This is a genomic window from Candidatus Flexicrinis affinis (assembly GCA_016716525.1).
In the GTDB taxonomy this organism is placed as follows: domain Bacteria; phylum Chloroflexota; class Anaerolineae; order Aggregatilineales; family Phototrophicaceae; genus Flexicrinis; species Flexicrinis affinis.
Genome location: JADJWE010000010.1, coordinates 201,455 through 226,368, shown reverse-complemented (window position 1 = coordinate 226,368; position 24,914 = coordinate 201,455). Strand labels below are relative to the sequence as shown.

The following is a 24,914-nucleotide window of genomic DNA, read 5'->3' as shown; positions in this document are numbered from 1 at the left end:
TCCGCCTGAGTGCTGACACGCCTCACCGCACGGCGAGGGGACGCGCCGTGATGGTGGGCTATAGGCCGTGTTCGTCGCGGATGCGGTCGAGCAGGTGGGCACAGGCCGCATAGATGTCGCGAAATGTCTGGTCGAAGTCCCCATTCGGGTAAGGGTCGATCACTTCGTTGTACGCCGTGTGCCCAAGCTGGTGGAGGTCGTGCAGGAGAAGCCGGACGTCTGCCTTGCCCGCCGTCGTGAATCGCACCATGTCGTCAAGATTGTGCCGATCCATCGCCAGCATGTAGTCGAAGGTGTCGAAATCCGCGGCGCGCAGTTGGCGTGCAGCCCCGACCGGCTTGATGCCGTGCGTGTTGAGGACGGCGACCGTGTGCCGGTGGGGAGGCTCGCCGATATGCCACCCGTGCGTGCCAGCGGAATCGACGGCGATCCGGTCGCTCAACCCGGCCTCGCGGACAAGGTGCGTCATGACAGCGTCCGCCATCGGCGATCGGCAGATATTCCCGTGACAGACGAACAGAACCCGGATCATGTGCGACTCCCTCGCGTACGGCAGACCGGGTAAGTCTAGTCGGGACGGCGTCCGCAGATCAACCGCGAGCGGATGCGGCGAAGCCTGCACGGTCCGTCGCTACATCTCGCCGCCGAGTACCTTGCGCGCGATCACCATGCGCTGAATCTCGCTGGTGCCCTCGCCGATCGTCATCAGGCGCTGGTCGCGATACATGCGCTCGACCGGATATTCGCGGCTGTAGCCGTAGCTGCCGTGGATCTGGATCGCGTCGTGGCACACCTTCTCGGCCACCTCGGACGCCTTGAGTTTGGCGATCGACGCGATCTTGGTGAAGTCGCGGCCGGCGTCTTTGGTCCATGCCGCCTTGTACACCAGCGTGCGCGCCGCCTCGATCTCGACCGCGGCGTTGGCGATCATCCATTGAATCGCCTGCTTGTTGGCGATCGGCTCGCCGAACGCGTGGCGATCTTGCGCGTAGCGCACCATCTCCTCGAACGCGCCCTGTGCCAGCCCGACCGACAGCGCGCCGATGCTGATGCGCCCGCTGTCGAGCGTCTGCATGGTCTGCTTGAAGCCGTCGCCTTCCGGCCCGAGCAGGTTGTCGAGCGGCACGCGCACGTTCTCGAACGTGAGCATCTGCGTGGGCGAGCCTTTCAAGCCCATCTTCTTCTCGGGCGGGTGAATGGTCAGGCCGGAGCGGTCGGTCTCGACCAGCATCATGCTGAACCCGCGCGACCCGGCGTCGCGGTCGGTGCGCAGCAGCACGACGATCACCGGCGCATACTTCGGGTTGGTGATCCACGCCTTCGTCCCGTTGATCACCCACGCGTCGCCGTCGCGCACGGCGTAGGTTTTGGCGCCGTTGAGCAGGTCGGAGCCGGCCTGCGGTTCAGTCAGGGCCAGCGCGCCGAGATGGTCGCCGTCGGTCAGTACGGGGATGAAGCGTGCCTTCTGCTCCGGCGAGCCCCAGCGCACGATCGGGCCGAGGCCGAGGCCGTTGTGCGCGCTGATCGAGAGGGCGGTGCTGCCGCACACGCGGCCCAGCTCCTCGACCGCGATGGCCGCGGAGATCGTGTCCAGCTCGGCGCCGCCGTACGCCTCCGGCACCTGCATCGACAGCAGGCCGAGGTCGCGCATTTTACGGATGGCCGGCCAGTGCATCTCGCCGTTTTCGTCGATGTCGCGGGCGTGCGGCTTGAGCTCGGACTCGCAGAACTCGCGCACGATGCGCCGGAACATCTGCTGTTCGTCGTTCAGGTCAAAATCCATACGGGTTATCTCCGATTAGTACACGTTTCTCAGAATCCTAGTTTTGCCTAAGTATACTCGTCTGAGGTAAGGACTTCGTGATCCGAGGCAAAGCGGATGGTTGACCTGGGCCCTGCTCTACGCGGCTGTGGGTTGTTTGGCTCTCCTGTGTTTGGGGAGCGGAACGTGCTTGTGCTGGTAGCAGGTACTGCGCTTTCACAGCCACCCGCCCCACTGCTCACGTTCGGACGCGGCGAGATTGTCAGCGCGGCGTGGGCGCCGGACGGCCAGAGCGTGTGGATCGGCACGACGGCCGGGACGTGGCAGCTCGACGCAAACTTGCAGGAGATCGCCGCGCACCCGCACATCACCTATGCCGCGCTCAGCCCGGACGGCACGAAGCTCGCCGGGGCGGCGTTGGGGGGTGAAGTGGGTGTGGGGATCTGGTTTCAGGCGATGCAGTCTGGGTAGCACAGGAGTCGTATGCTTCAGACGACGCCACAGCGCGTGTTCCCGTCTGGAGTCCAGACAGTGAGAGGTTCGCGTTTAGTTCGCGGAGCTATCCTATCGTTGTTGACTACACATCAGAGCGGCTGAGATATGTCGGTGGGGGTGAATCCACATACCTTGCATGGAGTTCTTCCGGCCGCTACATCGCGGGATTTGTCGAAGGTCAGGGAATCTGGGCGTATGACTGGGACATGCAGACCTCAGTCGCACTGTGACCTAACCCCGATTCAACGGACGGCAAGAATGTCAGGGGCAAGCGAGTTGCTCGAAATCAGCAGGGCTGAGATAGCCCAAGGCTGAATGCCGCCGCTGACGGTTGTACCACACCTCGATGTATTCGAAGATCGCCTTGCGAGCTGCCGCGCGTGTCGCAAACGGACGGTCGGCGCACTCGGTTTTCAGCGTTCCCCAGAAGCTCTCCTGCATGGCGTTGTCATAGCAGCGCCCGACATCACTCATGCTGAGGTCACCTGGTCGTTCTCCAACAGACTCAGGTAGTCGTCGCTGGTGTATTGACTGCCCTGGTCGGAATGGTGCAAGCGCGGTGCACCACGCCGCCCCACCGCCAGCCTCCACGCGTCACAGACCAGTGTTTTGGTCGGGCGGTCACTCATCGCCCACCCCACAATGCGCCGTGAAAACACATCTTGAATGCCTGCCAGATACAGCCATCCCTCGCGGGTTGCGATGTAGGTGATATCCGACAGCCACTTTTCGTTCGACTGCTTGGCCGTGAAATCGCCCGCCAGCAGGTTCGGAGCGCGGCGGTGTGTCGCATCGCGCTGAGTGGTCGTCTTGAAGCGCCGCCGCCCTTTGGTCTGTAAGCCCATCTGGCGCATCAGCCGCGCAATCCGGTGCTTGCCCACCCGCTCACCGTGTGCCCGCAGTTCCGCCTGAACGCGCAGTGTGCCATAGGTCTGGCGGCTCGCCTCATGGACCGCTCGGATCCGTGCGCTCAACCCGTGATTGGCTTGCGCGCGACGGCTGGGCGTGCGTTTCAGCCAGTCGTAGAACCCGCTCACCGACACCTTCAGCACCGCACACATCCGACGCACCGGATACACCGCCCGCTCCTCGGCGATGAACCGGTAGCGGCTCACAACTCCCCCCGCGAGAACACCTGGATGGCTTTTTTTAGGATATCCCGCTCCTGCTTGACGATCTCCAGCTCGCGCTTCAACCGTCGCAGCTCCGCTTGCTCCGCCCGCGCTTCGCTCAGTTCCAGCCGCTCGTCCTGCACCCGGTAGCGCTGCCACTTGTAGATCAGCCCCGGCGTCAGATCCAGGTCGCGTTCGATCTGCGCGATCGTCCGCGTCTTCTCCGCCACCATCGCCAATACGTCCCGCTTGAACTCCTCGGTGTACTTCTTGTAGCGTCCCATCGTCCTCTCCTTACGCTCAGTCTAACGGACATTTTCTCCGTCCGCTAAACTGGGGTAAGGTCATACCGTGCTTGTTTGTGCATGTCTGTCGGAATGCCGACATTCAAGCGACATTGCGCTCGCTATACTGAACATGCACTCAGAATGGAAGTGGTAAAACATGGATATCGTTCTCACATCTACGATCATCTGTCCGGTGTGCGGATTATCCACCACCGAGACCATGCCGGAAGACACCTGCCAGTTCATGTATCAGTGCCCGCACTGCAACAGCGTATTTCGACCCTTGGCGGGCGACTGCTGTGTCTTCTGTTCGTACGGCACGGTGGTGTGTCCATCGAAGCAGCGCGAGTCACTCAATCCGGGAAGCGACGGTCAATGATTCCGTTATCGCGTGTGGAGATTCCGGCGGTTACCGCCGCGCAAATGCGCGAGGTCGACCGTCTCATGATTGAGGTGTACGGCATCGATCTGATCCAGATGATGGAACATGCCGGGCGCAGCCTGCACGAAGTCGCGCGCGATAAGTACTTGCACGGCAATCCGCTGGGCAAACGGGTTGTCGTGCTGGCTGGAAAAGGGGGAAATGGCGGCGGGGCGCTGGTCGCGGGCCGCTGGCTTGCCAACGCCGGCGCGGATATCGCGGCAGTGATCGCAGCAGACCGGGATCAGTTTGCCCCGGTGCCAGCACATCTACTTCGGATCCTCGAACGCATCGGCGTGCCGGTTCTGACATTGGACGCCCCGGCGCTGTCGGGACGGACTGACCTTATTCTGGACGGCGTGGCGCGTGTATGGCGGCCTTGATGAATGGGCCAGATTGAGGCGGGCGGACGAAACGGGCGCAGCATGCTGCGCCCCTACGCAACCTTCGGCGCCTGATCACTGACGATGGATACCTAATTTCTGAAAACTCAACGTGACGTCTGGCATGCCGTATCCGTGAACCATTGCGATCCCCCGGTGCGGCGGAGTTGGGTACACTGGGCCGGGTATATCGGTCTCGTTAGGTCAATCAGATGGATAATTTCTTACTGCTGCTCGTGCTCGGGCTGGGCGCGGGGGTGTTCAGCGGATTGTTCGGGATCGGCGGCGGCATCGTCATCGTCCCGGCGTTAACGCTGCTGCTCGCGTTCGACGCCAAGACCGCCGTCGCGACGTCGCTGGCGGCGCTGCTGCTGCCGGTCGGCATCTTCGCTGTGCTGGAGTACCGGCGCAAGGGACTACTCGACATTCGCGCGTCGGCGTGGGTGGCAGTCGGGCTTGTGTTGACGACCATCATCGGCGCGGAGATCACGCTGGCGCTGCCGGCCACGCTGTTCAAACAGGCGTACGGCGTGTTCGTGGTCATTATGGGCCTGCGCTTTCTCGGTGTGTTCAGCCGGGGCAAGCCTGCCGCGCCGGTCAGCGACGACGCCGACACGTCCAGCACGCCGTGGTGGGGGCTGTTCGCGCTCGGGTTGGGCGCAGGCGTCCTGTCCGGCATGTTCGGGATCGGCGGCGGCATTGTGATCGTGCCGGCACTGGTCGGATTCTTCGGCTTTCCGCACAAGCGCGCGGTCGGGTCGTCGCTCGGCGCGCTGCTGCTGCCGGTCGGCCTGCCGGGTGTGCTGCGCTATGCCGCTGCGGGGACGTTGGACGTGCTGGTCGCGGTGCCGGTCGCGGTCGGGTTGGCGGTCGGGGCGTTAGGCGGAGCACGTATCGCGATCGGTCTGTCGGCCGCGCGCATGAAGCAGCTCTATGGCGCGTTCCTCGTCGTCGTCGGTATCTGGTTCGTGGTACAGCCGTACGTCGGGGTGTGAAACACCTCACCAATATGGCTACGCCGGTGTTCGTACGCTGAAAGATTTGGTCTACCATCTTGCAGGTCTATCGCTCGTTCAAGGCTGCGAAATGGGAGACCAACGCCCTCGACTTCCGAACCGTGGCTTAGACAACGCGACATCGATCCTACCCGCCCCTCAGCGGCACGATCATTCGCGCGCGGCAAGCAACTGCAGGCCGAACCAAAGCATCAGGCCCAAGCCAACCGCGATCAGCGCACCGGCGCCGATCCGGATACGCAGCGCCCGATACCGCGCCGGGCCGTGACCGGGCGGCAGCGGCGACCGGCGGAATTACCCGCCACGCCAGCAGCATCAGCGGCGTCATCGCGACCACCGTCACCAACAGGTTGGCTGCTGCTTCACCCCGTGACATCGCCCCTCACTCAAATCATCCGCATACCGGCGGCCCGTTCGGCCGTCGCCAGCGCGATGTCCACGACACTTCCGGCGTGAACTGACCCGCAAGCTGGGCGAGACCATTGGCACGGTCGGCATTATCCGGCAGCGTGAGCAGGATCTGCTCGCAGTACGCGGCAATGTCCTCGACGATCCGTTCGCAGCGGTAGTACGCCAGCGCCGAAGTATCGACGTCCGTCGAGCCGTAACCCTCGTAGAACAACGCCGCCTGCTCATCCGGCCCGATCGGATCGCTGCTGCCCAAGCCCGCGCCGACGAACATCAGGTCGCGTTCCTTTGGCGCGCGGATCAGCGTGTCCCAGTCCACGAGGTACAGCGTGCCGTCGGGCGTGATCAAGACGTTGCCGACGTGGATATCGCCGTGACAGACGATCAACGGCAGCGGATGCGAACGCAGATGTCCCGCCAATACACGCGCGTGGCTGATAAGCGCCTCGATCTGCGGCTGGCGCTCGCGCAGCAGGTCGGCCAACCCGTACGTCACCGGATCGTCCAACGGCCACCAGTCGAGCGCGTTCAGCAGCGCGGCGACCTTGTCCCGCCATACAGGATCGAATGTGTCGTGCGGGATCTGCGCGGTCACGTGTGCGGGAAGGGGTGCCGTGGGAAGTGCTTGAGCGCGCGCCCGAACGCGATCCAATCGGTGGCGATCAGCACGCGCTCCCAGCCGTCCGCGCCGTCGACAAACGGAAACACGGCGAGCTGCCCGTCCACCACGGGCGACGACAGCGCCCGTGCCGGTTCGCGATGGGGGGCGATGACGTGCGTCACGCCGGCGTCATGCAGCGCCTTGGGGACGGTCACGGTCGCCGCGTTGAAATCGCCGCGCCGCAGCTTGACGAACAACGGACTGTCGGTTGTCTCTGCGCGGTAGCCCGCCGTGTTGGCGTGCGCGCCGATAGGCAAGAAATCGAGCGTGCGCGCGTCTACTCCCATGCGTCGTGCAGGCAGGCGACGATCAGCGCGTCGTCGATGTCCGGCTTCTCAAGCACCTTCGACCCTCCGTACAGCGGTCTACCACATACCGCCAATCGACCCGATCGGCAGGGCGGCATGGACGCCGCACACGCCGTTGACGATCTGGGTGACGTGCAGGTCGACGACCACGGACGCCAGCGCCAGCGCGTCGCGGCGGCTGATGCCGAAATTCGACTCCATCAGCCCGAGCATTGAGTCAATGGCCGCGAACGTCGCATTCTCCAGATCCGCGTCAAGCCCATGGCAATCCAGGCGTCCGGCGTTCTGGCGACCGGCGCTTCGATCGGAAAGTCGTCGTGCACGCGGAACGTCAATTCGACGCGATCCATCGGGCACTCGATGGCCGTCCCGCTAATCTCGCCGTGCCCCTGCGCCGCATGCCCGTCACCGACCGAGAACAGTCCGCCGGGGACGGCGATCGGTAGGCAGCCGGCTGCCGGCGACCAAATCGCGGCAGTCCATGTTGCCGCCGTGGCGCGCGCGGAGCGGTCGGAAAGATCCGTGCTCGGCAGGCGGCATCCCCATCACGCCCATGAACGGACGCAGCGCGACCGTGTGCCCGTGCTGATTGCGCCCGACCCTGCGCTCGTTGTCCAGCGTCCATGCGTGGACGATCCCCGATCGAGCAGGCCGTATTGCTCGTTGAAGACAGTGAGCCAGCCCTCGGCAAGGCATGAGCCGCCCGGCCCGGGCACATGCGCGTCGACGTACACTTCGAGCGTCATGCCGGGCTGTGCCTCGCGGATTTCGATCGGCCCGATCAACGCGTGGCCGTCATCCAGCGGCGCGCTGCGCCCTTCGAACTCTTTGCGCGGGGTATACGCGCCCCCGGCGAACGGTTCCATCCCCCAGCCTGCGTCCAGCGTCGAACACACGACCGTATCCCCGGATGAGATCGTCAGCACCGGGGCAAGATCGCGCGAGAAGTGCCCGTGAAGCGTCCTGCGCTCGGGTTGCAGATGGTGAATCATGCACGCACCTTCCGGTATTGGATCTGTCCGCGTGGAGTATAGCGTGGCTTACCCGGGCAGCGCGTAGGTCCGAAGTGTGCCAACCGGCTCAGCGGGACTGGAAACGCATGATCTCGTCCGTGACCGCCCGGATGTGCGCCGGTGTCGTGCGGCAGCACCCGCCGATCACGCGGGCACCGGCATCGAACCAGCTGCGCGCATCGTCGGCAAAGGCGTCGCAGGCGCGCTCGCCCTGCCACGTCTTGGTGACCGGGTCGTAATCCTCGCCGCTGTTGGGATACACGGCAACCGGTATGCTGGTTGCGGCGCGCGCGGCGCGGATCAGATCGAGGATGAAGCGCGGGGCCGTGCAGTTGACGCCGACCGCGGCCACCTGCGGATGCGTTCCGACGAGCGCCGCGGCCTCCGAGAACGACTCGCCGCTGCTCAGATGCGCGCCGTCCGTGCACGAGAAGCTGATCCACGCCCACGTGCCCGGATGCGCGTCCAGCAGGCGCAGCAGGGCGCGTGCCTCGCTCAGGCACGGGATCGTCTCGCAGGCCAGCAGGTCGGCGCCGGACCCCGCCAGTACGCCGAACCGCGCGCGGTGGAACGCGACCAGCCCGTCCTCGTCCAGCGCGTAGTCGCCGCGATACTCGCTGCCATCGGCCAAGAATGCGCCGTACGGCCCGACCGACGCGGCCACCAACGGGCGCACGCGATTCGCCCGGTTGGCCGGATCGGCCCAGAAGGCATCGCGCGCTTCGATCGCCAGCGCCACCGAGAGGCGCATCAGGTCGGCCGCCTGCGACTCGGAGAATCCGCGCCGCGCGAACCCCTCGAACGTCGCCTGATAGCTGGCGGTCGTGGCGACGTCCGCGCCGGCGGCGTAGTAGTCGGCGTGCACCTGCCGGATCAGCTCGGGCTGTTCGATCAGCACCCGCGCCGACCACAGCGGATCGTGCAGGTCGCACCCGCGCGCTTCAAGCTCGGTCGCCAGCGCGCCGTCCAGCACGACGACAGGTTGACGGTCAAGGATGGCGCGTAATGGACTGCGCATGAGACTCCCTCACCCCCCGGCCCCCTCCCACGAGGGGCGCAGGGGAGAAAACGACACATTACCCTATTCTACCGCGTGCGTCGGGAGGCTGTAGGGGCGAGCCGCCCGACCCTCAGCCCCAACCCCTCTCCACCGAAACCTCACCCCAACCCCTCTCCCGTGGAGAGGGGCTTTCGGATTTCGGCGCGTGTCTTGCTCGCCGCGCATACCCCGCAAACCGCCGCGGTGTGGACGCGATATATCGCGTCCGGAATCTGCGCCATACAACGCAAAGGGCGAGCCATCGGCCCGCCCCTCTGTGATCTCACGGCGCTCTGTGCCCGCTTTTGCTCAGCACTCAGCACTCGATATTCAGCACTGCCCTTAGAGACAGTTTGAAAAGGGGCTTTCAGGTTGGGACGCTGTCCCAAACCCTGCCGGAAGGCTTTCGCCCTCCGGCCTCCCGTACTCGCGGATTGTCCTCGCGTGCGAGGACAATCCGCAGAGATGGGGTCAAGGGGTGCAAACCCCTTGTGGAGGTGTGGAGGCAACGCCTACACACTACTTCTCAATCGGCTTCTTAGTACCCGAGGACGCCCACCACGTCGGCGACGGCCTTGGCGCTCTTGTCGAGCATCGCCTTTTCGGCATCGTCAAGCTGCATCTCGATGACCTTCTCGACACCGGTCGAGCCGAGCACTGCCGGCACGCCGATGTACAGATCGTTGTAGCCGTACTGGCCGCTGAGCAGGACGGCCGACGGGATGATGCGCTTCTGATCCTTCACGATCGACGCGACCATCTCGACCACGCCGGCGGCGGGGGCATAGTAGCCGCTGTAACCCAGCAGGCCGACGATCTCGCCGCCGCCCTTGCGGGTGCGCTCGATGATCGCCTGCAGCTTGTCCTCGGCCAGCAGTTCGCGCACAGGGATCCCGGCGATGCTGGTGTGGCGCGGCAGGGGAACCATCTCGTCGCCGTGGCCGCCGAGCACGATACCGTGCACGTCACGCACGCTGACGCTGAGCGCCTCGGCGATGAACGTCTTGTAGCGGGCGGTGTCCAGCGCGCCGGCCATGCCGATCACGCGGTTGCTCGGGAAGCCAGTCTCCTTAAGCACGACGTGGCACATCGCGTCGAGCGGATTGCTGACGACGATCACGATCGCGTTCGGCGAATACTTGGCGACCTCGCGGGCCACGCTGCCGACGATCTCCTGATTGGTCTTGACCAGTTCGTCGCGGCTGGGGAACTTGCCGGTGACCGGGTCCTTCTTGCGCGGCACGCCGGCGGTTATCACCACGACGTCGCTGTTGGCAGTCTCTTCGTAGCCACCCGAGCCGGTGATACGGATGTCGAACTTGTTGACCGGGCCAGCCTCGAGCAGGTCGAGCGCCTTGCCCTTCGCCGCGCCTTCGATGATGTCGACCAGCACGACATCGCCCAGCTCTTCTTCGGTGATCCACATCGCCACGCTGGCGCCCACGTTGCCCGCGCCGACCACCGTAATCTTGCTGCGTCCAAGTGCCATGACAAATCTCTCCTGTTTGCGCTATTCAGAACCCTTCCGAATGCGGCCGATTATACGCGTGAGGCGCACAGGCGTACACTGCCATTGGACCTAGATCCGGCATGCCGGCTGTCATGCTTTCAGGACCGCGCAACGGCTTCGCCTCCACACCTCCACAAGGGGTTTGCACCCCTTGACCCCGTTACTGCGAATTCGATGCGCATACGCATCGAATTCGCGGAATGGGAGTCCAGAGGGCGTAAGCCTTCTGGCGGGGTTTGGGGCAGCGCCCCAATGAAGCGATGGACCGGTGCGGAGAATCACACGGGCGACCCATTGGCCGCCCGTTCTGTGCAGTGTCTTTGCCCGCGCTACTCCTGCGGGGGCTGCGTGTCGAACATCGCCGGCGTCTGCGCGCCCTGCTGGCCAGATAGGTTCGTCATCAGCGTTTCGAACGTGCTGCGGTCGAGCGTCTCGTGCTCGATCAGCGCATCGGCCAGCGTGTCGAGCTTTTCGCGGCTGTCGGACAGGATCGTCTTGGCGCGGTCGTAGCAGCGCTGCAAGATGCTGCGGACCTCGTTGTCGATCTCCTCGGCGTAGTGTTCGCTGTACTCGCGCATCTCGCTCAGCTCGCGGCCGAGGAATATGTTGCCGCTGCTGCTGTCGTAGCTGCGCGGCCCGAGCAGTTCGCTCATGCCGAACTTGGTGACCATCGCGCGGGCGATGCGCGTCGCCTGTTGAAGGTCGTTGCTGGCGCCGGTCGTGAGCTGGTTGAACACGATCTCTTCGGCGGCACGCCCGCCCATCGCCGCCACGATGTCGTCCTCGAACTCCTCGCGGCTCTTGAGCATGGTATCGCTGTCGGGCAGGCTCATCACGTACCCGCCAGCACGCCCGCGCGGCACAATCGTGATCTTATGCACCGGGTCGGCGTATTCGAGCACGTGCTGCAAGATGGCGTGGCCAGCCTCGTGATAGGCGATCTTCTTCTTCTCGTTCTCGCTGATCACGCGCGTTTTGCGCTCCGGCCCCATGATCACACGCTCCATCGCTTCCTGAAGCTCGGACATGCCGATGTTCTTCAGGTTGCGGCGGGCGGCCAGAATCGCGGCCTCGTTGATCAGGTTTTCGAGGTCGGCGCCGCTGAAGCCCGGGGTGATCTTGGCGATCGCCTCGAGGTCGACGCTTTGCGCCAGCGGCTTGCCTTTGGCGTGCACTTTGAGGATGTCGAGGCGGCCCTTGACGTCCGGGTTGTCCATCACGACCTTGCGGTCGAAACGGCCCGGGCGCAGCAGCGCCGGATCGAGGATGTCGGGCCGGTTGGTCGACGCCAGCACGATGACGTTGGTGCCGGTCTCGAAGCCGTCCATCTCGACCAGAATTTGGTTCAGGGTTTGCTCGCGCTCGTCGTGCCCGCCGCCCAAGCCGGCGCCGCGATGACGGCCGACCGCGTCGATTTCGTCCACGAACACGATGGCGGGTGCTTCGGCCTTGGCGCGGTCGAACAGGTCGCGCACGCGGCTCGCGCCGACACCGACGAACATCTCGACGAACTCCGACCCGCTGATGCTGAAGAACGGCACGCCGGCCTCACCGGCCACGGCGCGCGCCATCAGCGTTTTGCCCGTCCCCGGCGGCCCGACCATCAGTACGCCCTTCGGCACGCGCGCACCGAGGCGGATGAACTTGTCCGGCTCTTTGAGGAACTCGACGACTTCCTTGAGCTCTTCCTTCGCTTCCTCCGCGCCGGCGACGTCCGCAAACGTGACCTGCGGGCGCTCGACGTCGCGGTTGACGCGTGCGCGGCTGCGGCCGAAGCTCATCGCCTGATCCTGCCCGACGCGGACCGAGCGCATCATGCGCCATAACAGCCACACGATCAGCAGGGTCGGGATGATGGCAATGGCGAGATTGAGGATCACGCTGGACGTGTTGTCGCTGGGGACGGCGCTCGTTTCGTCAATCGAACGCCATTCGTCCTCGGTCACGCCAAGCGCGTACATCTCCTCGCGCAGGTTGATCAGCGGCTCTTTGAACGTGCGGAGCGGCTGATTGCGCCCCTCGACCTGTACGACGACCTCGCCGTTGTCGCTGGTGACCAAGCGCGTTACGCGGCCCTGTTGAATCAGCCGCGCAAGTTCGTTGTACGTCAGCAGATCGGCTCCCCCGCCTGCGCCCCGGTTGTTGGCGATCATGAGCAGGAAGAGCAGCAGCACGAACGCCCCTACCGCCAGCCAGATTCGCTGTGCATTCCCGAAGGGTGAGGGGGGCGGAGTGGTCTTGGGATCCTTCTTGTCGCCTCCCCGCTGAGGAGGCTCCGGCGGCCTGTTATTCACACACTACTCCGAGAACCTATTGCTTCACGTCACATTATACCGAAAGTCTGTTCGATTTGCGGAGGCCGGTGCCTGAGCGGCGGGATTTCTCTCACCGGGCATTAGTCCCGCGGCCATGACGCGCCGGCACGCGTCCCTACGCAGTTAGGAAGTGAAGGAGACCCCCGTACCGGCGGGTCACTTTGCTGTTGGAGACGGCCATGTACACGGCCTGCTTGTCGCCGACCAGCACGACCGCCTGCCGGGCGCGCGTGATCGCCGTGTACAGCAGGTTGCGCTGCAGCATCATGTAGTGCTGCTTGACGACCGGCATCACCACGATCGGGTATTCCGAGCCTTGGCTCTTGTGCGTGCTGATGCAGTACGCCAGCGTCAGTTCCTCGATGACCTCGTGGAACTCGTAGATCACGTAACGGCCGTCGAACACGACCTCCATCGTGCTTTCCTCGAAGTCGAACCCGCTGATGCGCCCGATGTCGCCGTTGTAGACGTCCTTCTCGTAGTTGTTGCGCGTCTGCATGACCTTGTCGCCGGTACGATACGTGCGGTCGCCGAAGCGTTTGCTGGCGAGCGCCGGATTTCCGTTGAGCGCCCGCTGCAGCACCATGTTGAGCGAGTCGACACCGGCCGGACCTCGGTACATCGGGGCGATGACCTGCACGGTGTCCAGCGGGTCAACGCCGAACTTGGCCGGCAAACGGTTGATGACAACATCCACCAGCAGCTCGGCCGCGCCGGTTGCATCGGTGTCGACAAAGAAGAAAAAGTCGTTGGAACGGTTGTCCATGAAGGGCGCGTCGCCGTTGTTGATGCGGTGCGCGTTCAGGACGATGTGGCTGCCTTCGTCCTGCCGGAAGATCACCTCAAGCCGCGTGACGTGGGCGAGGCCGCTTTCGATCATATCTCGCAGGACGTTGCCGGGGCCGACGCTCGGAAGCTGGTCGATGTCGCCCACGAGCAGCAGATGCGCCTCGGGTTTGAGCGCGCGCGTCAGGGCGAACAGCAGCTGCACGTCCAGCATCGAGGCCTCGTCGACGATCACGAAGTCGGCCTCCAGCGGCGCGCTGTCGTCATAGGCGAAGCCCTCGCCGCCGTACCCGAGCAGGCGGTGGACGGTGTAGGCCTGCCTGCCGGTCGCTTCGCTCAGGCGCTTGGCGGCGCGCCCGGTTGGCGATGCCAACGCCACCTCGAAGTCGCCTTCGTCCAACGCCTCCAGCACCATCTTGAGCGTGGTGGTCTTGCCGGTGCCGGGGCCGCCGGTCAGCACGCTGAGCTTGGACGTCAGCGCGGCGATCACCGCGCCTTTCTGCTGGTCGCTCAGGCCGATGCGGTCGCGCGTGCTCAGCTTCTTGAGCAGCTTGTCCCAGTCGGTCTTCTTGTGCTTGAGCTGAATCGGCGAGGTCGTCTTGTACACCGCACGCAGCCGCTTGGCTGCCTTGGTCTCGGCGGTGTGGAAGCGCGGCAGATAAATCATCTCGACCGGCTCGCCGTTGAAGTCCAACGTCTCGCTGATCAGATCGCCGCGGAAGGTCTGCTCGCCGATGGCTTGTTCGACAAGGTTCTCTAAGCCGGATTCCAGCGACAGCAGCTTGAGCGCCTCCTTGACGAGCACGTCATGCGGGGCGCACGTGTGACCCTCTCCGGAAAGCTGGTTGAGCGCGTAGGCCAGCCCGGCGCGGATGCGCTCCGGCGCGTCCGGCTTGATGCCCATGGCGCGGGCGAGCTGATCGGCGCGGATGAAGCCGATGCCGAACACCTCGTCGGCCAGCACGTAGGGATTCTGCTTGACCGTCTCGATGGCCGCGACGCCGTAGTGGTCGAAGATGCGCTTCGCCATTTTGCTCGAGACGCCGAAGTCCTGCAGAAAGATCATCGTTTGGCGCACGCCGGCGTTCTCGGCCCACGCCTTCGCCAGTTTGTCGGCGAGGCTGGCCTTTAGGCCGTGGACGTCGCGCAGGCGGTCGGGGTCCGCGTTGAGGATCGTGATGGTGTCCTCGCCGAAGTGCTTGACGATCTTGTCGGCGGTGGCCTCGCCGATGCCTTTCACAATGCCGCTGGCGAGGTAGCGGCGGATGCCGTCAAGGCTGCGCGGTTGGCTGGGCGAGAACGTCTCGGCGCGGAACTGCTTGCCGTACTTGGCGTCCTCGATCCACAAGCCGGTGAACTCGACTGGCTCGCCCGGGGCCAGTTCCGGCAGCGTGCCGACGACCGTCACCGTACCGTCGCGGGCGGCCACACCGGGCATCTTCTTGTCTGGCGTGATCTTCACCACGCTGTAACCGTTGGCAGGGTTATAGAACGTGGTGCGCTCCACCACCCCGGTCAGCGAATCGCTCATGCCGTTTGCCTGCTCCACCCTCGCCGCTGAATACCATCGCGGGGCGCTGCCCCGCACCCCGGCAGGAGCTTGCACTCCTGCACCTCTTTGCTCGCGATTTCAAGTCGCCAGCGACTTGAAATCGCAGAAAAGGGAGTCCAGAGGGCGGAAGCCCTTTGGAGTCGTTTCAATCGCTATTTTATCAGCCGATGCGCAATTGCGCGCCGGTGGGTGGTCGGTCAAGTGAGCGGCAATTGGCACTACAGTTTGCAATTGCGCCCGTGAATAATGGGCACCATGGATATCACGACAGTAGGTGCGGCGCCCTGGTCGGCGCGATGGAAAGAGTTCGCGGCGGGGCTGATCGCCGTGCTTCCGATGGTCGCGGGGGCGATCCCGTTCGGCCTGATCTTCGGCGCGTTTGCGATTAGCGTCGGCCTGTCTCCGCTGGCCGTGATGGGCATGTCGCTGTTCGTGTTCGCCGGATCGTCGCAGTTCATCGGCGCGACGCTGTGGGGGCAGGGTGCGTCGGCCGTGCTGATAATCGTCACCACGCTGGTCGTCAACTCCCGTCACGCCCTGTACAGCGCATCCATGGCCCCCTATTTGAAGCATCTGCCGCAGCGCTGGCTGATCCCGCTGGGGTTCCTACTCACCGATGAAGCCTACACCATCACCGTCGTGCACTTCGAGCGCTCGGCCGAGAACGCCGAAGACCGCCACTGGTTTATGCTGGGCGCCGAGCTGGGCTTGTTCGTCGCGTGGCAGATGGTGACGGTGATCGGCATCGTCGCCGGTCAGGCGCTGATGGCTGGCGGCGGGCTGGGGCTCGACTTCGCGATGAGCGTGACGTTTATCGGCATGGTCGTACCGATGCTGCGTACGCGCCCCATGATCGCCTGTGCGATCACGGGCGGAACGCTCGGCCTGCTGCTCAATGGGCTGCCCAACAAGCTCGGGATGCTGATTGCGGCCGTTGCCGCGATTGCCGTCGGTTACGTGTTCGAAACGGCGCGCAGCGGCTCCAACAAGGCGGCATCATGACCGAATTCGTCACGATCCTCGGCATGGCGGTGGTGACGTTCGGCCTGCGCTACGGGACGCTCGCGCTGGTCACCCGCGCCGAGATGTCGCCGGCCGTCAAGCGCGCGCTGCGCTATGTCCCGGTCGCGGTGCTCTCTGCAATCACCGTGCCGGCAATCGCCGCGCCGCAGGGCGCCGTGATCGTCACGCCCGATAACGCCTATTTGTACGCGGGGATCATCACCGCGCTGATCTCGTGGCGGACGAAGAGCTTGCTGCTCACGATCGTGTTGGGGTTGGTCGTGTTCTTCGTGTGGGGCGCGGTGTTTTAGGCAAGAAGTTGGAAGTGCTGAGTGCTGAGAAACTACCACAGTTCATCGCTCACCGAGCGCTATACAGCTCGACAGCAAGCCTGACGACATTCGGCCAGTGGCTAAGGGGTATACACCCTCAGCCTCGTCCGCCGATTGCCGGACGCGATGGTTCGCGTCCCACACGCTGACCTCACCCCCGGCCCCTCTCCCGAAGAGAGGGGAGAAAAACGCGCACGGGGCGAACGCCCCTCTCCTGACCTTCGGTGCTCCCTACGGTTGTGGGAGAGGAGAGAAAGATACGCGCGGAATCCCGAAGGCCCCTCTCCTCGGGAGAGGGGTTTGGGGTGAGGTTGGGCGCAAGTGCCCCCGCTGCCGATTGCCGGACGCGATAGATCGCGTCCCTACGACACCGCGACGTTTCGCGAATAAATCACCGCGGGCGACCCGGCGGGTCGCCCCTACGGCCACCTCTGTGTGCTCTCCCGTTCTCCGTGTCCTCCGTACCCGCTTTTGCCCTTCCTTATCACGCATCACGCATCACTTCCCTTTGCCCTTGTATCTTTCCCCTTTTCCCCCAAACTCTGCTATGCTTCAGGCATACGCCCACCCCATGCGGAGGGAGACCCATGTCACAAGAACTGTGGACCGCTGTCGATGAATACATCCAGCGCACGCTGGTCCCGCCCGATCCGGCGCTCGATGCCGCGCTGGACGCCAGCGCCGAGGCCGGGCTGCCCGAGATTCACGTCGCCCCCAATCAAGGCATGATGCTGCATCTGCTGGCGCGGATGCAGCACCCCAAGCGTATCCTCGAAGTCGGCACGCTGGGCGGATACAGCACGATTTGGCTGGCGATGGCGCTTGCCCCGGACGGGCACTTGATCACGCTGGAATACGACCCGAAACACGCACAGGTCGCGCAGGAAAACATCACGCGTGCGGGCTTGGCCGACCGCGTTGAGATCCGCGTGGGGCGTGCGATCGACTCGCTGGCGCAGCTCGCCGCCGAGGGACTGGACAGCTTCGACCTGATCTTCATCGACGCCGACAAGCCGAGCAATCCCGATTATTTCCGCTGGGCGCTGGCGCTCTCGCGCCCCGGCACGGTGATCATCGTGGACAACGTCGTGCGCGAGGGCCGGATCGTCGATGAGGGCAGCACGGACGGCAGCGTGCGCGGCGTGCGCGAGATGTTCGACGTCATCGCTGCCGAGCCGCGCGTGGATGCCACCGCCGTGCAAACGGTCGGCGCGAAGGGATACGACGGCCTGCTGCTCGCGCTGGTGAAAGAGCTGTCGTAGGCAAGGCGTGAATCGTTTTGGGAAATCTGGAAACGTTTCGCAACAGAGATGCTCAGGTAATCAAGTATTACCTCGATTGCCGCTTGTGACTGTACCCCTTGCAATAATCATGGTCATGCCGGAAGGCACGTTTCTCCCCTCGCCCCTTGAGGGAGAGGGGTCGGGGGTGAGGGGGTGAGACCACATCGGCTTCTGGCCTGTAGACGCTCACAATCCTTCTGCCGCGCTTGTGAAGCGCGCGCCGTCCGGTGTACAGTGATGCCCGTACCGGCCGTGGAGTCCACATCGTGACCGATTCGCCATCTGCTTCGCCACTGACCGTGCTCGTGCTGGGCGTCGGCGGCAACGTCAGCCAGGGAATCCTCAAGGCGCTAGCCCTCTCTACCCTGCCCGTGCGGGTGATTGGCGCGTGCGTCGGCCCGGAGTCGATGGGGCTGTACACGGCCGACACGGCGTACATCTCGCCCCGCGCCACCGATCCGGCGTTCGTCCCGTGGCTCATCGACGTGTGCAATCGCGAAGGCGTACGCGCGGTGCTGTCCGGCGTCGAGCCGGTCGTCGCGGCGATGTCTGCCCAGCGCGCACGCATCGAGGCGGAGACCGGCGCGGTGTGCCTCGTCAGTCCGCCGGACGTGCTGGCGGTCGGTGACGACAAGCTGCGGACGTGCCAATGGCTCGAATCGCACGGGTTGAATACGCCGCGTTATGCCGACGGCAGCGACCGCGAGGCGGTGCGCAGGCTTGCCGCCGAGGCGGGGTATCCGCTGATCGCCAAACCGCGCGGCGGCAAGAGCGCCGAGGGAATTCTGATCCTTCGCAGCGACTCCGACGCCGAATACATCGCCACGCGTCCGAACACCGTGGTCGAAGAACTGCTGGGCGACACCGAGTCGGAGTACACGGTCGGCTGTTTTGTCGACCGGAACGGCGCGGTGCGCGGCAGCATCGCCATGCGCCGCCACCTGCATCAGGGAACGACCGTGTTCGCGCAGGTCGGCGACTATCCGGACGTGCGTGCCGAAGCCGAACGGATCGCTGCGGCGCTCAAGCCGGTGGCGTCATGCAACGTGCAAATGCGCGTGCATCACGGCAAGCCGGTCGCGTTTGAAATCAACGTCCGCTTCTCCGGCACCACGCCGATGCGCGCACGCTTCGGGTTCAACGAGGTCGAGGCGGCGCTGCGCCACTATGTGCTGGGCGAGGACGTCACCCTCCCGCGCGTCACCGAAGGGATCGCCGTGCGCTACTGGAACGAGTTGTATGTCTCCTCGGAGGCGTACGCGGCGCTGGCCCGCGATGGCCGCCTGCCCGATCCGCACGCCTTCCCGACGACCCTCGAGGACTACGGGGATGAAGGGAAGCGTGTAAGCCCTCACCCCTAACCCCTCTCCCTGAGGGAGAGGGGAAACCTTCTTGTCGGTGGCGCAAAGCGTGCGGCTCGGTCATAAGGAGAGCTACAGCAGTGCCGTGAATGTGGAACGGCGCACCTGCGCCGGGTTCACAGGGGCGAGCCGGCGGGTCGCCCGGTTGTCTCGGTCCGAATCCTACCACGCCGGATGTCATGAATCGCTGCACTATCGCACTATGTCGCTGCGCGGATAGCGGACTCCCCTCTCCCTGAGGGAGAGGGGCCGGGGGTGAGGGCTCTTTACCCCCCGACCCACCCGCGAATCAGGTTGAGCACGCCGAGCGAGATCGCCCACGCCACGTAACCGGCCACGATCGACGGCAGCAGCGTCCAATCGGCGCGCAGCAGCAGCATGACAACGATCAGGAACAGCACGGTCGGCAGCAGGTTCCACGCCATCGTCACCGTGATATCGGCCAATGCGGCCGGGCTGTTGGTGTCGCCGGAAGCGAGGATCCACAAGGCCAGCGGGATATTGATCGGCATCACGGCGGCGATGGCGGCGATCGTTTTGGAATAATTGCGCAGAATCGCCACCGCGATGATGATGCCGATCGAGACCAGCACCGGCGCGACCTTGCCCCACTCGATGTGCATGATGGCTCCTGCCCGCGCGGGGCTGGCGATAGGCGTTGGCTACAATCCGGCGGCGCTCGCGCTGTGTGCGGCGGCGATGGCCACGCCGACGACGATCAACGCAAACGCCATGAAACGCTCAAGGAGTTGTGCGCATCCATTTGGCTCCGACATTGTTGTGTTCCTCTCGGTCCTCGCTCGATTGCATCAGGGAGCTAACAGGGGTTACCGCACCAGAAACGTGCTGAACTGCCAAACGTCGTCCGGATGTGCGCGCCATCCGTTCCACGGGCTGAAGATGTCGGTGTGATTCGTCAGCGGCGTCCAGTCGGTCTGCACCGACGGACATGGTCCGAGGTACGGATTGGCGACGGCGAGGATGTCCTCATGCGGCAGGTCGTCGGCGACGCACAGGCCTAGGTTCGGATGTTTGATCATGTACGAAACGGCGCCGAGGATCGACGCGGCGACCTGCAGCGTGGTCGCGTTCTGGCCGGGCACGAGGCGTCGCGTTTCGTGGATGTCGAGTTGGCTGCCGACCCACCACCCGTTCAGGTCGTGGCCGAGCAGCAGCACGCCCAGCTCGTCCATGCCGTCGGTGATATCGTCCTGCAGGATGCGCTGTTCGGGCTGCATTTCGTAGTTGCGCATCTTGAGCTCCCACAGGCTCACGATGGCCGAGTCGCACGGGTGGTAGGCGTAGTGCACGGTCGGGCGGTACAGCGGGCGTCCGTTCTCGGCGCGCACGGTCAGGTGGTCGCTGATGGTGAACGCCTCGCCGTGGCGCACCACCATGCCGATGATCTCGCCCGAGGCCGGCACCCACGAGCGCACCAGCGTGTTGATGCCCATTTGGCTCAGGCAAATCTGATTACCGGGGCCATAGTCGTAGACCCACGCGTTTTCGGGCATGTAGCGTTCGTGCGTGCCCCAGCCCATCTCCGCCGGCGCGATGCCTTCCTCGTGGAAGCCGGCCACCGACCATGTGTTGACGAACTCGTTGGTGCGCTTGGGCACGCTGGTGATCTGCGTGTCGCGTTCACTGATGTGAATGACCTTGACGCCGAGAGTCATGGCAAGGCGGTTCCACGCGCGCTCACTTAAGAAGCGATCGATGTCGGCGTGTTTGTGCGGGCTGACGCCTTGCGCCAGCATCGCCTTACCGATGTCGGTCAGCGCGACCTTCGTCCAGTGGCTGACGAGGCCGGGGTTGGCGCCGTGCTCCACGATGGCGGTCGGACCAGTCTCGGCCCACGTCGCCTTGAGGTCGCGCAGCATCATGTGGCGGACGTACAGCGTGCGCTCGTTGGGCGGGACGGAGGTGTCGTACGGATCCCACAGCTCGGTCGCCGTATTGATGTACAACACCCCGTTGCGGTGGCACCAGTCGATAATCTCGGTGACCTCGATGTTCCACGCCAGATCGATCAGCAAGTCGCCTGCGCCGACCAGCCCGCCGAGCGTCTCGGCCATGTTGTCCGGGTCGATGGCATGCTGCACGTAGGTGGCGCCGGCGGCGAGCATTTCGTCCGCCCTGCCGTTGGGCGGGTTCATGTCCAAGATGGTGAGTTTCGAAAAATCCATGTCGAGATGACGCAGAAGAAGGGGCTGTAAACATTGGGAGACTGAGCCGCAGCCCAAAATCAGGACTCGGCCGCCAAACGCTACTCGCATAACGCCTCGTAGTTGTCCGTAGCTAAGGTCTTCCCACTGTAACCCGGCCCCTGCTCACGTCGCAAGGGGGCAGGATCAATACAGCTCGTGCAGCGCGAGCAGCTTCCGCAGCGCGTCGAGGTCGATATCGTAGTCGAGGTCCGGGGCAGGCGCCATCCACGCGGCATAGGCGTGGCCGCACGCGTGGCTGAGCGCCAAGAAGGAATTGGTGTACTTGGCGGGGGTGTGGAGTTCGATCACTTTGATTCGCTGTCCGAACACGAGATTGGTCAGGCCCGATCCGTGCGGCGCGACGACGGCTTCGGCCCCGGCGAACAGGCGCACTTGCTCGGCCACCGGCAGGTCTTCCAGCGTGAACGCCTCGAAGCCGAGCGGCGCCAGCAGGGCGGTCACCGCATCTTCATTGCGGATGCGCCGGCGGCGGGCCTTCCCGCGCGAGATGTACAACCGGCGCGGCTGATCAGCGGTGGGAGCACCCGCAGCGTTCACCATCGCCTCGCGGAACCAACGGCACGTGGCTGGCGCGAAGGTCGGCCCCCAGCGCGTTTCGCTGGTGACGACCAAGCGGCGGACGCGCCCGCGCGCGTGCTGCCATCTGATAACATCGTCCGGCGCAACCCCAAGCAGGTCGAGCGTCTCAGCGACAAACCGCGCCGGGTTACTGGGGACGAGCAGCTTGGGCATCTGGCCGAGCCCTTCGGCCAATGCGCGGATCGCCAGAATGCGCAGGGCGCCGTAGACCATCCACACGAAGTACACGTCGCCGCTGCCGGGGCTGCACAGCGGCGCGGCCAAATCGAGTTCGAGCGGTTCGCGATGCGCTGTGCCGGCGGGCCATGCCCAATTTACCGCGCTCTTGCGGCTGAGCAGCGCCGACTCGCGGATGCGCCGCCCGTCCCACACGGCGACCGCGTACTGTCCGGCGATCTCCGCATCCGGCAGCACGACCGCAATCTGTTCGGGCACGTCGCGAGTCGTGCCTCCCGCGCGCGTCAACTCCTCCGGCACGGGGCCGACCGTCAGCGTATGCGGGATATCGACCGCCTCTGGCGGCGCGAAAACGGCTGTCGGCACGCGCGAATCGCCGCCGAGGTCGTAGATCGAGACCTCCGGCAAACGCTGAAAGCGGCGGTACGGTCGTTCCGCCCACCGGCGCTGTAATCCTCTGCGAACACGCTGGATGGTATGAATCACCGGATGTCCTCGGTTTTAGGGCGCTGCGCCAACGCCTACCAGAAGGCTTTCGCCCTCTGGACTCCCATTCCGCGGATTTGGTGCACGCGCGCGTGCACCAAATCCGCAGTAACGGGGTCAAGGGGTGCAAACCCCTTGTGGAGGTGCGGAGGCGAAGCCTCTGCGAACGTGCCGCCTTAGAACTGCGCGATGTCTTCCTCGGTCGCGGTCAAGCCGAGGATGTTGTACCCGCAGTCGACGTAGATGATCTCGCCGGTGACACCGGTCGACCAGTCGGACGCGAGGTACACGGCGGTCTTGCCGACGTCGTCTTGCGAGACGTTGCCGCGCAGGGGGGATGTCTTTTCGTTGAAGCGCAGCATGGTGCGGATTCCCGGTACGCCCATGGCCGCCAGCGTCTTGATCGGCCCGGCGCTGATGGCATTGACGCGAATGCCCTTCGGGCCGAGGTCGGCGGCGAGGTACTTGGTAATGATCTCAAGCGCGGCCTTGGCGACGGCCATCGCGTTGTACTTGGGCATGACGCGCTCGGCGGCGTGGTACGTCATGCTCATCACGGTGCTGCCCGGCGGCATGAGCGGCTCGGCGCGCTTGCACATCGCGATCAGGCTGTAGGCGCTGATGTCGACGGCCACCTTAAGCCCTTCGCGGCTGACATCCAGAAAACGCCCGCCGAGGTCTTCACGCGGGGCGAAGGCGACCGAATGCACCAGCACGTCGAGCCGGCCATAGCGTTCCTTGACCTTGTCGAACACGGCGTCGAGCTGTTCGTCACTGCCGACGTCGCACAACTCGATGAAGTCGCAGTCGACCTCCGCCGCCAGCGGGCGCACACGCTTCTCCAGCGCCTCGGCCGCATAGCTGAGCAGGATCGTCGCGCCTTCCTGATGCAGCCGCTTGGCGATCCCCCAACCGATACTGTCCTTGTTCGCTACGCCAAAAACCAGCGCGATCTTGCCGTCAAGCAGTCCCATAATCCCCTCCAGTTTGAGCCTGCCCGAGCGTGGGCAGGATGTTTGGCTAGTGCCGTCGTAAGTGCGCTATAGTCTAGCACATCACCGCGAAAGTGAGGGACGATGCCAGAGGACAACGGTGTGCCGCATCACTCGTTCGATTCGGCCCAACCCACTTCCCCGTTTGTCGGGCGTGCCGACGTCATCGCCCGCATTCATCAACACCTGACGAGCGCCGCGGTTTCGTGCGCGTTCACGGTCGTCGGCCGCCGCCGCGCCGGGCAAACCGCCCTGCTTGAGCACATTCGCCGCCGCTTCGACGATACGTTCGTGTGGGCCTTCCCCGACATGGCCGCCGCGACCGACGAGCGCCGCTGGCTGGCCGCGCTGTATCAGGCCGGCAAGGACGCCGCCTCGGCACGCGGATTGTCCGTCCACCGCCTGCCGCGCTGGCCCGACGAAAAGTCCGCCGCCGAACAGCGCGTGTGGCTGACCGAAACCGGCTTGCCCGAGCTGTTCGAACTGATCCGACCGCACCGCAGGCTGGTGTGGGTCGTCGACGGCGTCGAACCGCTGGCGGAAGCCGTTGCCCGTGGCGAGCATCCCGCCGACCTCGGTGCGTGGATGAGCGGGATGATCGGCCCGCAGTTGGGGATGGTGTTCGCCGCGCATCTCGATCAGGAAGGCGCGCTGGTCCGGCTCGCGCCGCTCGTTCAACCGGACTACACCGCGCGGCTGTTGGCCTTGACGCTGCAAGAGACGGGCGATCTGCTCAATATGGGGCGCGACGGCGCCGACCCGGAGCTGGTCGCAGCGCTGTATGCGCTGACCGGCGGCCTGCCGGAGTGGACGCTGAAGGCCGCGCTGGCCGTTCATGCGCAGTCGCACGGCGAGGCGTATCGCGTCGATCATCTGCGCGCGGTGCGGCCCGCGCTCGCCGCCGAAGCCGCGCCGTATTTCAAGCAGGTGTGGGAGAACCTTAACGCCGACGAGCAGGCGGTGGTGGCGGCGCTGGCGTATCAGCATTTCGAACGGCCGGATGCGCCCCTGCGCGGCGAGGATGTCGAGGCGTGGCTGGCCGACAGCGACTACCCGCTCGACCTGACGGCCGTGTATGCGGTGCTGCGCCGTCTGGATTTCGTGGAGGTCGTGGACAACACGCCCAACCAGGTGCGGGTGCGCGCAGGGTTGTTCGAGTCATGGGTGCGCGAACGCGTCAAGCCGGAGCAGCTTCGTAAGTCAGGCGGGTCGGCGGGGACGCGTCCCCCCGATCCGGCGACCGTGCGGGGGTTAGCGATCCTGCTGTTGATCCTGTTGGCCGCGCTGATCATCGCCGCGGCGATCAATCAGCAGCCCTCCGCCGGCCCGAGTGACGTCGTCCCGACCGTCACGCTGGGGCAGTGAGGCGGGGTCTCATGTTGAAAGAAACACCCCTTGTCCGTAGG

Annotated in this window: 24 protein-coding genes and 1 pseudogene; 8 read left to right on the top strand and 17 right to left on the bottom strand. The window is 64.8% G+C overall.

The annotated features are described in order from the left end of the window. Window positions 1-58 precede the first annotated feature (58 nt). Together IPM16_23180 and IPM16_23175 are read right to left on the bottom strand one after the other, a co-directional pair. The gene (locus IPM16_23180; GenBank protein MBK9126010.1) at window positions 59-532 is read right to left on the bottom strand and encodes a low molecular weight phosphotyrosine protein phosphatase; all 474 of its coding nucleotides are present in this window, start codon (window positions 530-532) and stop codon (window positions 59-61) included. A 99-nt stretch (window positions 533-631) separates the two neighbouring features. Continuing rightward, entirely contained in the window at window positions 632-1,783 is a 1,152-nt protein-coding gene (locus IPM16_23175) for an acyl-CoA dehydrogenase family protein (protein MBK9126009.1), read from the bottom strand. Window positions 1,784-1,948: 165 nt separating this feature from the next. Between IPM16_23175 and IPM16_23170 the strand changes: the two genes are divergently transcribed. Further along, window positions 1,949-2,233: a PD40 domain-containing protein gene (locus IPM16_23170; GenBank protein MBK9126008.1), complete on the top strand. Its 285-nt coding sequence runs from the start codon at window positions 1,949-1,951 to the stop codon at window positions 2,231-2,233. 285 nt (window positions 2,234-2,518) lie between these two features. Here IPM16_23170 and IPM16_23165 read toward each other — a convergent pair whose 3' ends face one another. From IPM16_23165 to IPM16_23155, 3 genes are read right to left on the bottom strand one after another with little or no spacing between them, the layout of a single operon-like run. Continuing rightward, on the bottom strand, window positions 2,519-2,731 hold the full coding sequence (locus IPM16_23165) for a transposase (protein MBK9126007.1): 213 nt from the start codon (window positions 2,729-2,731) through the stop codon (window positions 2,519-2,521). Continuing rightward, a complete protein-coding gene (locus tag IPM16_23160) occupies window positions 2,728-3,372 on the bottom strand; it encodes an IS3 family transposase (GenBank protein ID MBK9126006.1) in 645 nt (214 codons plus the stop codon). The genes IPM16_23165 and IPM16_23160 overlap by 4 nt, the downstream gene beginning before the upstream one ends. Continuing rightward, the gene (locus tag IPM16_23155) at window positions 3,369-3,653 is read right to left on the bottom strand and encodes a transposase (GenBank protein ID MBK9126005.1); all 285 of its coding nucleotides are present in this window, start codon (window positions 3,651-3,653) and stop codon (window positions 3,369-3,371) included. The genes IPM16_23160 and IPM16_23155 overlap by 4 nt, the downstream gene beginning before the upstream one ends. 378 nt (window positions 3,654-4,031) lie before the next feature. Here IPM16_23155 and IPM16_23150 point away from each other — a divergent pair, with 378 nt between their 5' ends. Beyond that, complete coding sequence (locus tag IPM16_23150; protein ID MBK9126004.1) at window positions 4,032-4,460, top strand: hypothetical protein; 429 nt, start codon at window positions 4,032-4,034, stop codon at window positions 4,458-4,460. Between the two features lie 212 nt (window positions 4,461-4,672). Beyond that, window positions 4,673-5,455, top strand: a complete 783-nt coding sequence (locus IPM16_23145) for a sulfite exporter TauE/SafE family protein (GenBank protein MBK9126003.1) — start codon at window positions 4,673-4,675, stop codon at window positions 5,453-5,455. A 148-nt stretch (window positions 5,456-5,603) separates the two neighbouring features. Here the strand turns inward: IPM16_23145 and IPM16_23140 are convergent, their stop codons facing one another. The 8 genes and pseudogenes from IPM16_23140 to IPM16_23105 all read right to left on the bottom strand — a co-directional run bounded on the left by IPM16_23140 (window position 5,604) and on the right by IPM16_23105 (window position 15,047). Then, window positions 5,604-5,852: a hypothetical protein gene (locus tag IPM16_23140; protein MBK9126002.1), complete on the bottom strand. Its 249-nt coding sequence runs from the start codon at window positions 5,850-5,852 to the stop codon at window positions 5,604-5,606. 15 nt (window positions 5,853-5,867) lie between these two features. Next, window positions 5,868-6,536 carry a phosphotransferase gene (locus IPM16_23135; GenBank protein MBK9126001.1) on the bottom strand — a complete coding sequence of 223 codons (669 nt, stop codon included), beginning with the start codon at window positions 6,534-6,536 and terminating at the stop codon, window positions 5,868-5,870. Further along, entirely contained in the window at window positions 6,476-6,832 is a 357-nt protein-coding gene (locus tag IPM16_23130; protein MBK9126000.1) for a hypothetical protein, read from the bottom strand. The genes IPM16_23135 and IPM16_23130 overlap by 61 nt, the downstream gene beginning before the upstream one ends. Before the next feature lie 78 nt (window positions 6,833-6,910). Beyond that, window positions 6,911-7,845 (bottom strand): annotated as a pseudogene (locus IPM16_23125) (acetamidase/formamidase family protein). 88 nt (window positions 7,846-7,933) lie between these two features. Continuing rightward, window positions 7,934-8,884: a homocysteine S-methyltransferase gene (gene mmuM, locus IPM16_23120; GenBank protein MBK9125999.1), complete on the bottom strand. Its 951-nt coding sequence runs from the start codon at window positions 8,882-8,884 to the stop codon at window positions 7,934-7,936. A gap of 559 nt (window positions 8,885-9,443) precedes the next feature. Beyond that, window positions 9,444-10,394: a malate dehydrogenase gene (gene mdh, locus IPM16_23115; protein MBK9125998.1), complete on the bottom strand. Its 951-nt coding sequence runs from the start codon at window positions 10,392-10,394 to the stop codon at window positions 9,444-9,446. A gap of 350 nt (window positions 10,395-10,744) precedes the next feature. Then, window positions 10,745-12,568, bottom strand: a complete 1,824-nt coding sequence (gene ftsH, locus IPM16_23110) for an ATP-dependent zinc metalloprotease FtsH (GenBank protein MBK9125997.1) — start codon at window positions 12,566-12,568, stop codon at window positions 10,745-10,747. Window positions 12,569-12,845: 277 nt separating this feature from the next. Further along, window positions 12,846-15,047 carry an ATP-dependent RecD-like DNA helicase gene (locus IPM16_23105; GenBank protein ID MBK9125996.1) on the bottom strand — a complete coding sequence of 734 codons (2,202 nt, stop codon included), beginning with the start codon at window positions 15,045-15,047 and terminating at the stop codon, window positions 12,846-12,848. A gap of 276 nt (window positions 15,048-15,323) precedes the next feature. On the opposite strand from IPM16_23105, the gene IPM16_23100 reads away from it, so the two are divergent. The 4 genes from IPM16_23100 to IPM16_23085 all read left to right on the top strand — a co-directional run bounded on the left by IPM16_23100 (window position 15,324) and on the right by IPM16_23085 (window position 19,046). After that, window positions 15,324-16,070 (top strand): AzlC family ABC transporter permease, encoded by a 747-nt coding sequence (locus IPM16_23100; GenBank protein MBK9125995.1) that lies wholly within the window; start codon window positions 15,324-15,326, stop codon window positions 16,068-16,070. Next, on the top strand, window positions 16,067-16,381 hold the full coding sequence (locus IPM16_23095; protein ID MBK9125994.1) for an AzlD domain-containing protein: 315 nt from the start codon (window positions 16,067-16,069) through the stop codon (window positions 16,379-16,381). Before IPM16_23100 ends, IPM16_23095 begins: the two co-directional genes overlap by 4 nt. A gap of 608 nt (window positions 16,382-16,989) precedes the next feature. Then, window positions 16,990-17,664 carry an O-methyltransferase gene (locus tag IPM16_23090; GenBank protein ID MBK9125993.1) on the top strand — a complete coding sequence of 225 codons (675 nt, stop codon included), beginning with the start codon at window positions 16,990-16,992 and terminating at the stop codon, window positions 17,662-17,664. Window positions 17,665-17,951: 287 nt separating this feature from the next. Then, window positions 17,952-19,046, top strand: coding sequence for an ATP-grasp domain-containing protein (locus tag IPM16_23085; GenBank protein ID MBK9125992.1), 1,095 nt, complete (start codon window positions 17,952-17,954; stop codon window positions 19,044-19,046). A 266-nt stretch (window positions 19,047-19,312) separates the two neighbouring features. Here IPM16_23085 and IPM16_23080 read toward each other — a convergent pair whose 3' ends face one another. From IPM16_23080 to IPM16_23065, 4 genes are all read right to left on the bottom strand, one after another. Then, window positions 19,313-19,669, bottom strand: a complete 357-nt coding sequence (locus tag IPM16_23080; protein MBK9125991.1) for a hypothetical protein — start codon at window positions 19,667-19,669, stop codon at window positions 19,313-19,315. A 204-nt stretch (window positions 19,670-19,873) separates the two neighbouring features. Further along, a complete protein-coding gene (locus tag IPM16_23075; GenBank protein MBK9125990.1) occupies window positions 19,874-21,322 on the bottom strand; it encodes a saccharopine dehydrogenase NADP-binding domain-containing protein in 1,449 nt (482 codons plus the stop codon). Between the two features lie 75 nt (window positions 21,323-21,397). Then, window positions 21,398-22,516, bottom strand: coding sequence for a glycosyltransferase family 61 protein (locus tag IPM16_23070; protein MBK9125989.1), 1,119 nt, complete (start codon window positions 22,514-22,516; stop codon window positions 21,398-21,400). A gap of 176 nt (window positions 22,517-22,692) precedes the next feature. After that, window positions 22,693-23,490: an enoyl-ACP reductase gene (locus IPM16_23065; protein ID MBK9125988.1), complete on the bottom strand. Its 798-nt coding sequence runs from the start codon at window positions 23,488-23,490 to the stop codon at window positions 22,693-22,695. Between the two features lie 102 nt (window positions 23,491-23,592). On the opposite strand from IPM16_23065, the gene IPM16_23060 reads away from it, so the two are divergent. Further along, window positions 23,593-24,873, top strand: a complete 1,281-nt coding sequence (locus tag IPM16_23060) for a hypothetical protein (protein ID MBK9125987.1) — start codon at window positions 23,593-23,595, stop codon at window positions 24,871-24,873. Window positions 24,874-24,914: the final 41 nt, after the last annotated feature.

Excerpts from the sequence above, each read along its gene's own strand:
- IPM16_23180 (MBK9126010.1), bottom strand. The coding sequence starts at position 532 with ATGATCCGGGTTCTGTTCGTCTGTCACGGGAATATCTGCCGATCGCCG.
- IPM16_23095 (MBK9125994.1), top strand. The coding sequence starts at position 16,067 with ATGACCGAATTCGTCACGATCCTCGGCATGGCGGTGGTGACGTTCGGC.
- IPM16_23165 (MBK9126007.1), bottom strand. The coding sequence starts at position 2,731 with ATGAGTGATGTCGGGCGCTGCTATGACAACGCCATGCAGGAGAGCTTC.
- IPM16_23075 (MBK9125990.1), bottom strand. The coding sequence starts at position 21,322 with ATGCGAGTAGCGTTTGGCGGCCGAGTCCTGATTTTGGGCTGCGGCTCA.
- IPM16_23090 (MBK9125993.1), top strand. The coding sequence starts at position 16,990 with ATGTCACAAGAACTGTGGACCGCTGTCGATGAATACATCCAGCGCACG.
- IPM16_23065 (MBK9125988.1), bottom strand. The coding sequence starts at position 23,490 with ATGGGACTGCTTGACGGCAAGATCGCGCTGGTTTTTGGCGTAGCGAAC.
- IPM16_23105 (MBK9125996.1), bottom strand. The coding sequence starts at position 15,047 with ATGAGCGATTCGCTGACCGGGGTGGTGGAGCGCACCACGTTCTATAAC.
- IPM16_23130 (MBK9126000.1), bottom strand. The coding sequence starts at position 6,832 with ATGGGAGTAGACGCGCGCACGCTCGATTTCTTGCCTATCGGCGCGCAC.
- IPM16_23100 (MBK9125995.1), top strand. The coding sequence starts at position 15,324 with ATGGATATCACGACAGTAGGTGCGGCGCCCTGGTCGGCGCGATGGAAA.
- IPM16_23060 (MBK9125987.1), top strand. The coding sequence starts at position 23,593 with ATGCCAGAGGACAACGGTGTGCCGCATCACTCGTTCGATTCGGCCCAA.
- ftsH (MBK9125997.1), bottom strand. The coding sequence starts at position 12,568 with ATGATCGCCAACAACCGGGGCGCAGGCGGGGGAGCCGATCTGCTGACG.
- mdh (MBK9125998.1), bottom strand. The coding sequence starts at position 10,394 with ATGGCACTTGGACGCAGCAAGATTACGGTGGTCGGCGCGGGCAACGTG.
- IPM16_23155 (MBK9126005.1), bottom strand. The coding sequence starts at position 3,653 with ATGGGACGCTACAAGAAGTACACCGAGGAGTTCAAGCGGGACGTATTG.
- IPM16_23140 (MBK9126002.1), bottom strand. The coding sequence starts at position 5,852 with ATGTCACGGGGTGAAGCAGCAGCCAACCTGTTGGTGACGGTGGTCGCG.
- IPM16_23175 (MBK9126009.1), bottom strand. The coding sequence starts at position 1,783 with ATGGATTTTGACCTGAACGACGAACAGCAGATGTTCCGGCGCATCGTG.
- IPM16_23145 (MBK9126003.1), top strand. The coding sequence starts at position 4,673 with ATGGATAATTTCTTACTGCTGCTCGTGCTCGGGCTGGGCGCGGGGGTG.
- mmuM (MBK9125999.1), bottom strand. The coding sequence starts at position 8,884 with ATGCGCAGTCCATTACGCGCCATCCTTGACCGTCAACCTGTCGTCGTG.
- IPM16_23080 (MBK9125991.1), bottom strand. The coding sequence starts at position 19,669 with ATGCACATCGAGTGGGGCAAGGTCGCGCCGGTGCTGGTCTCGATCGGC.
- IPM16_23150 (MBK9126004.1), top strand. The coding sequence starts at position 4,032 with ATGATTCCGTTATCGCGTGTGGAGATTCCGGCGGTTACCGCCGCGCAA.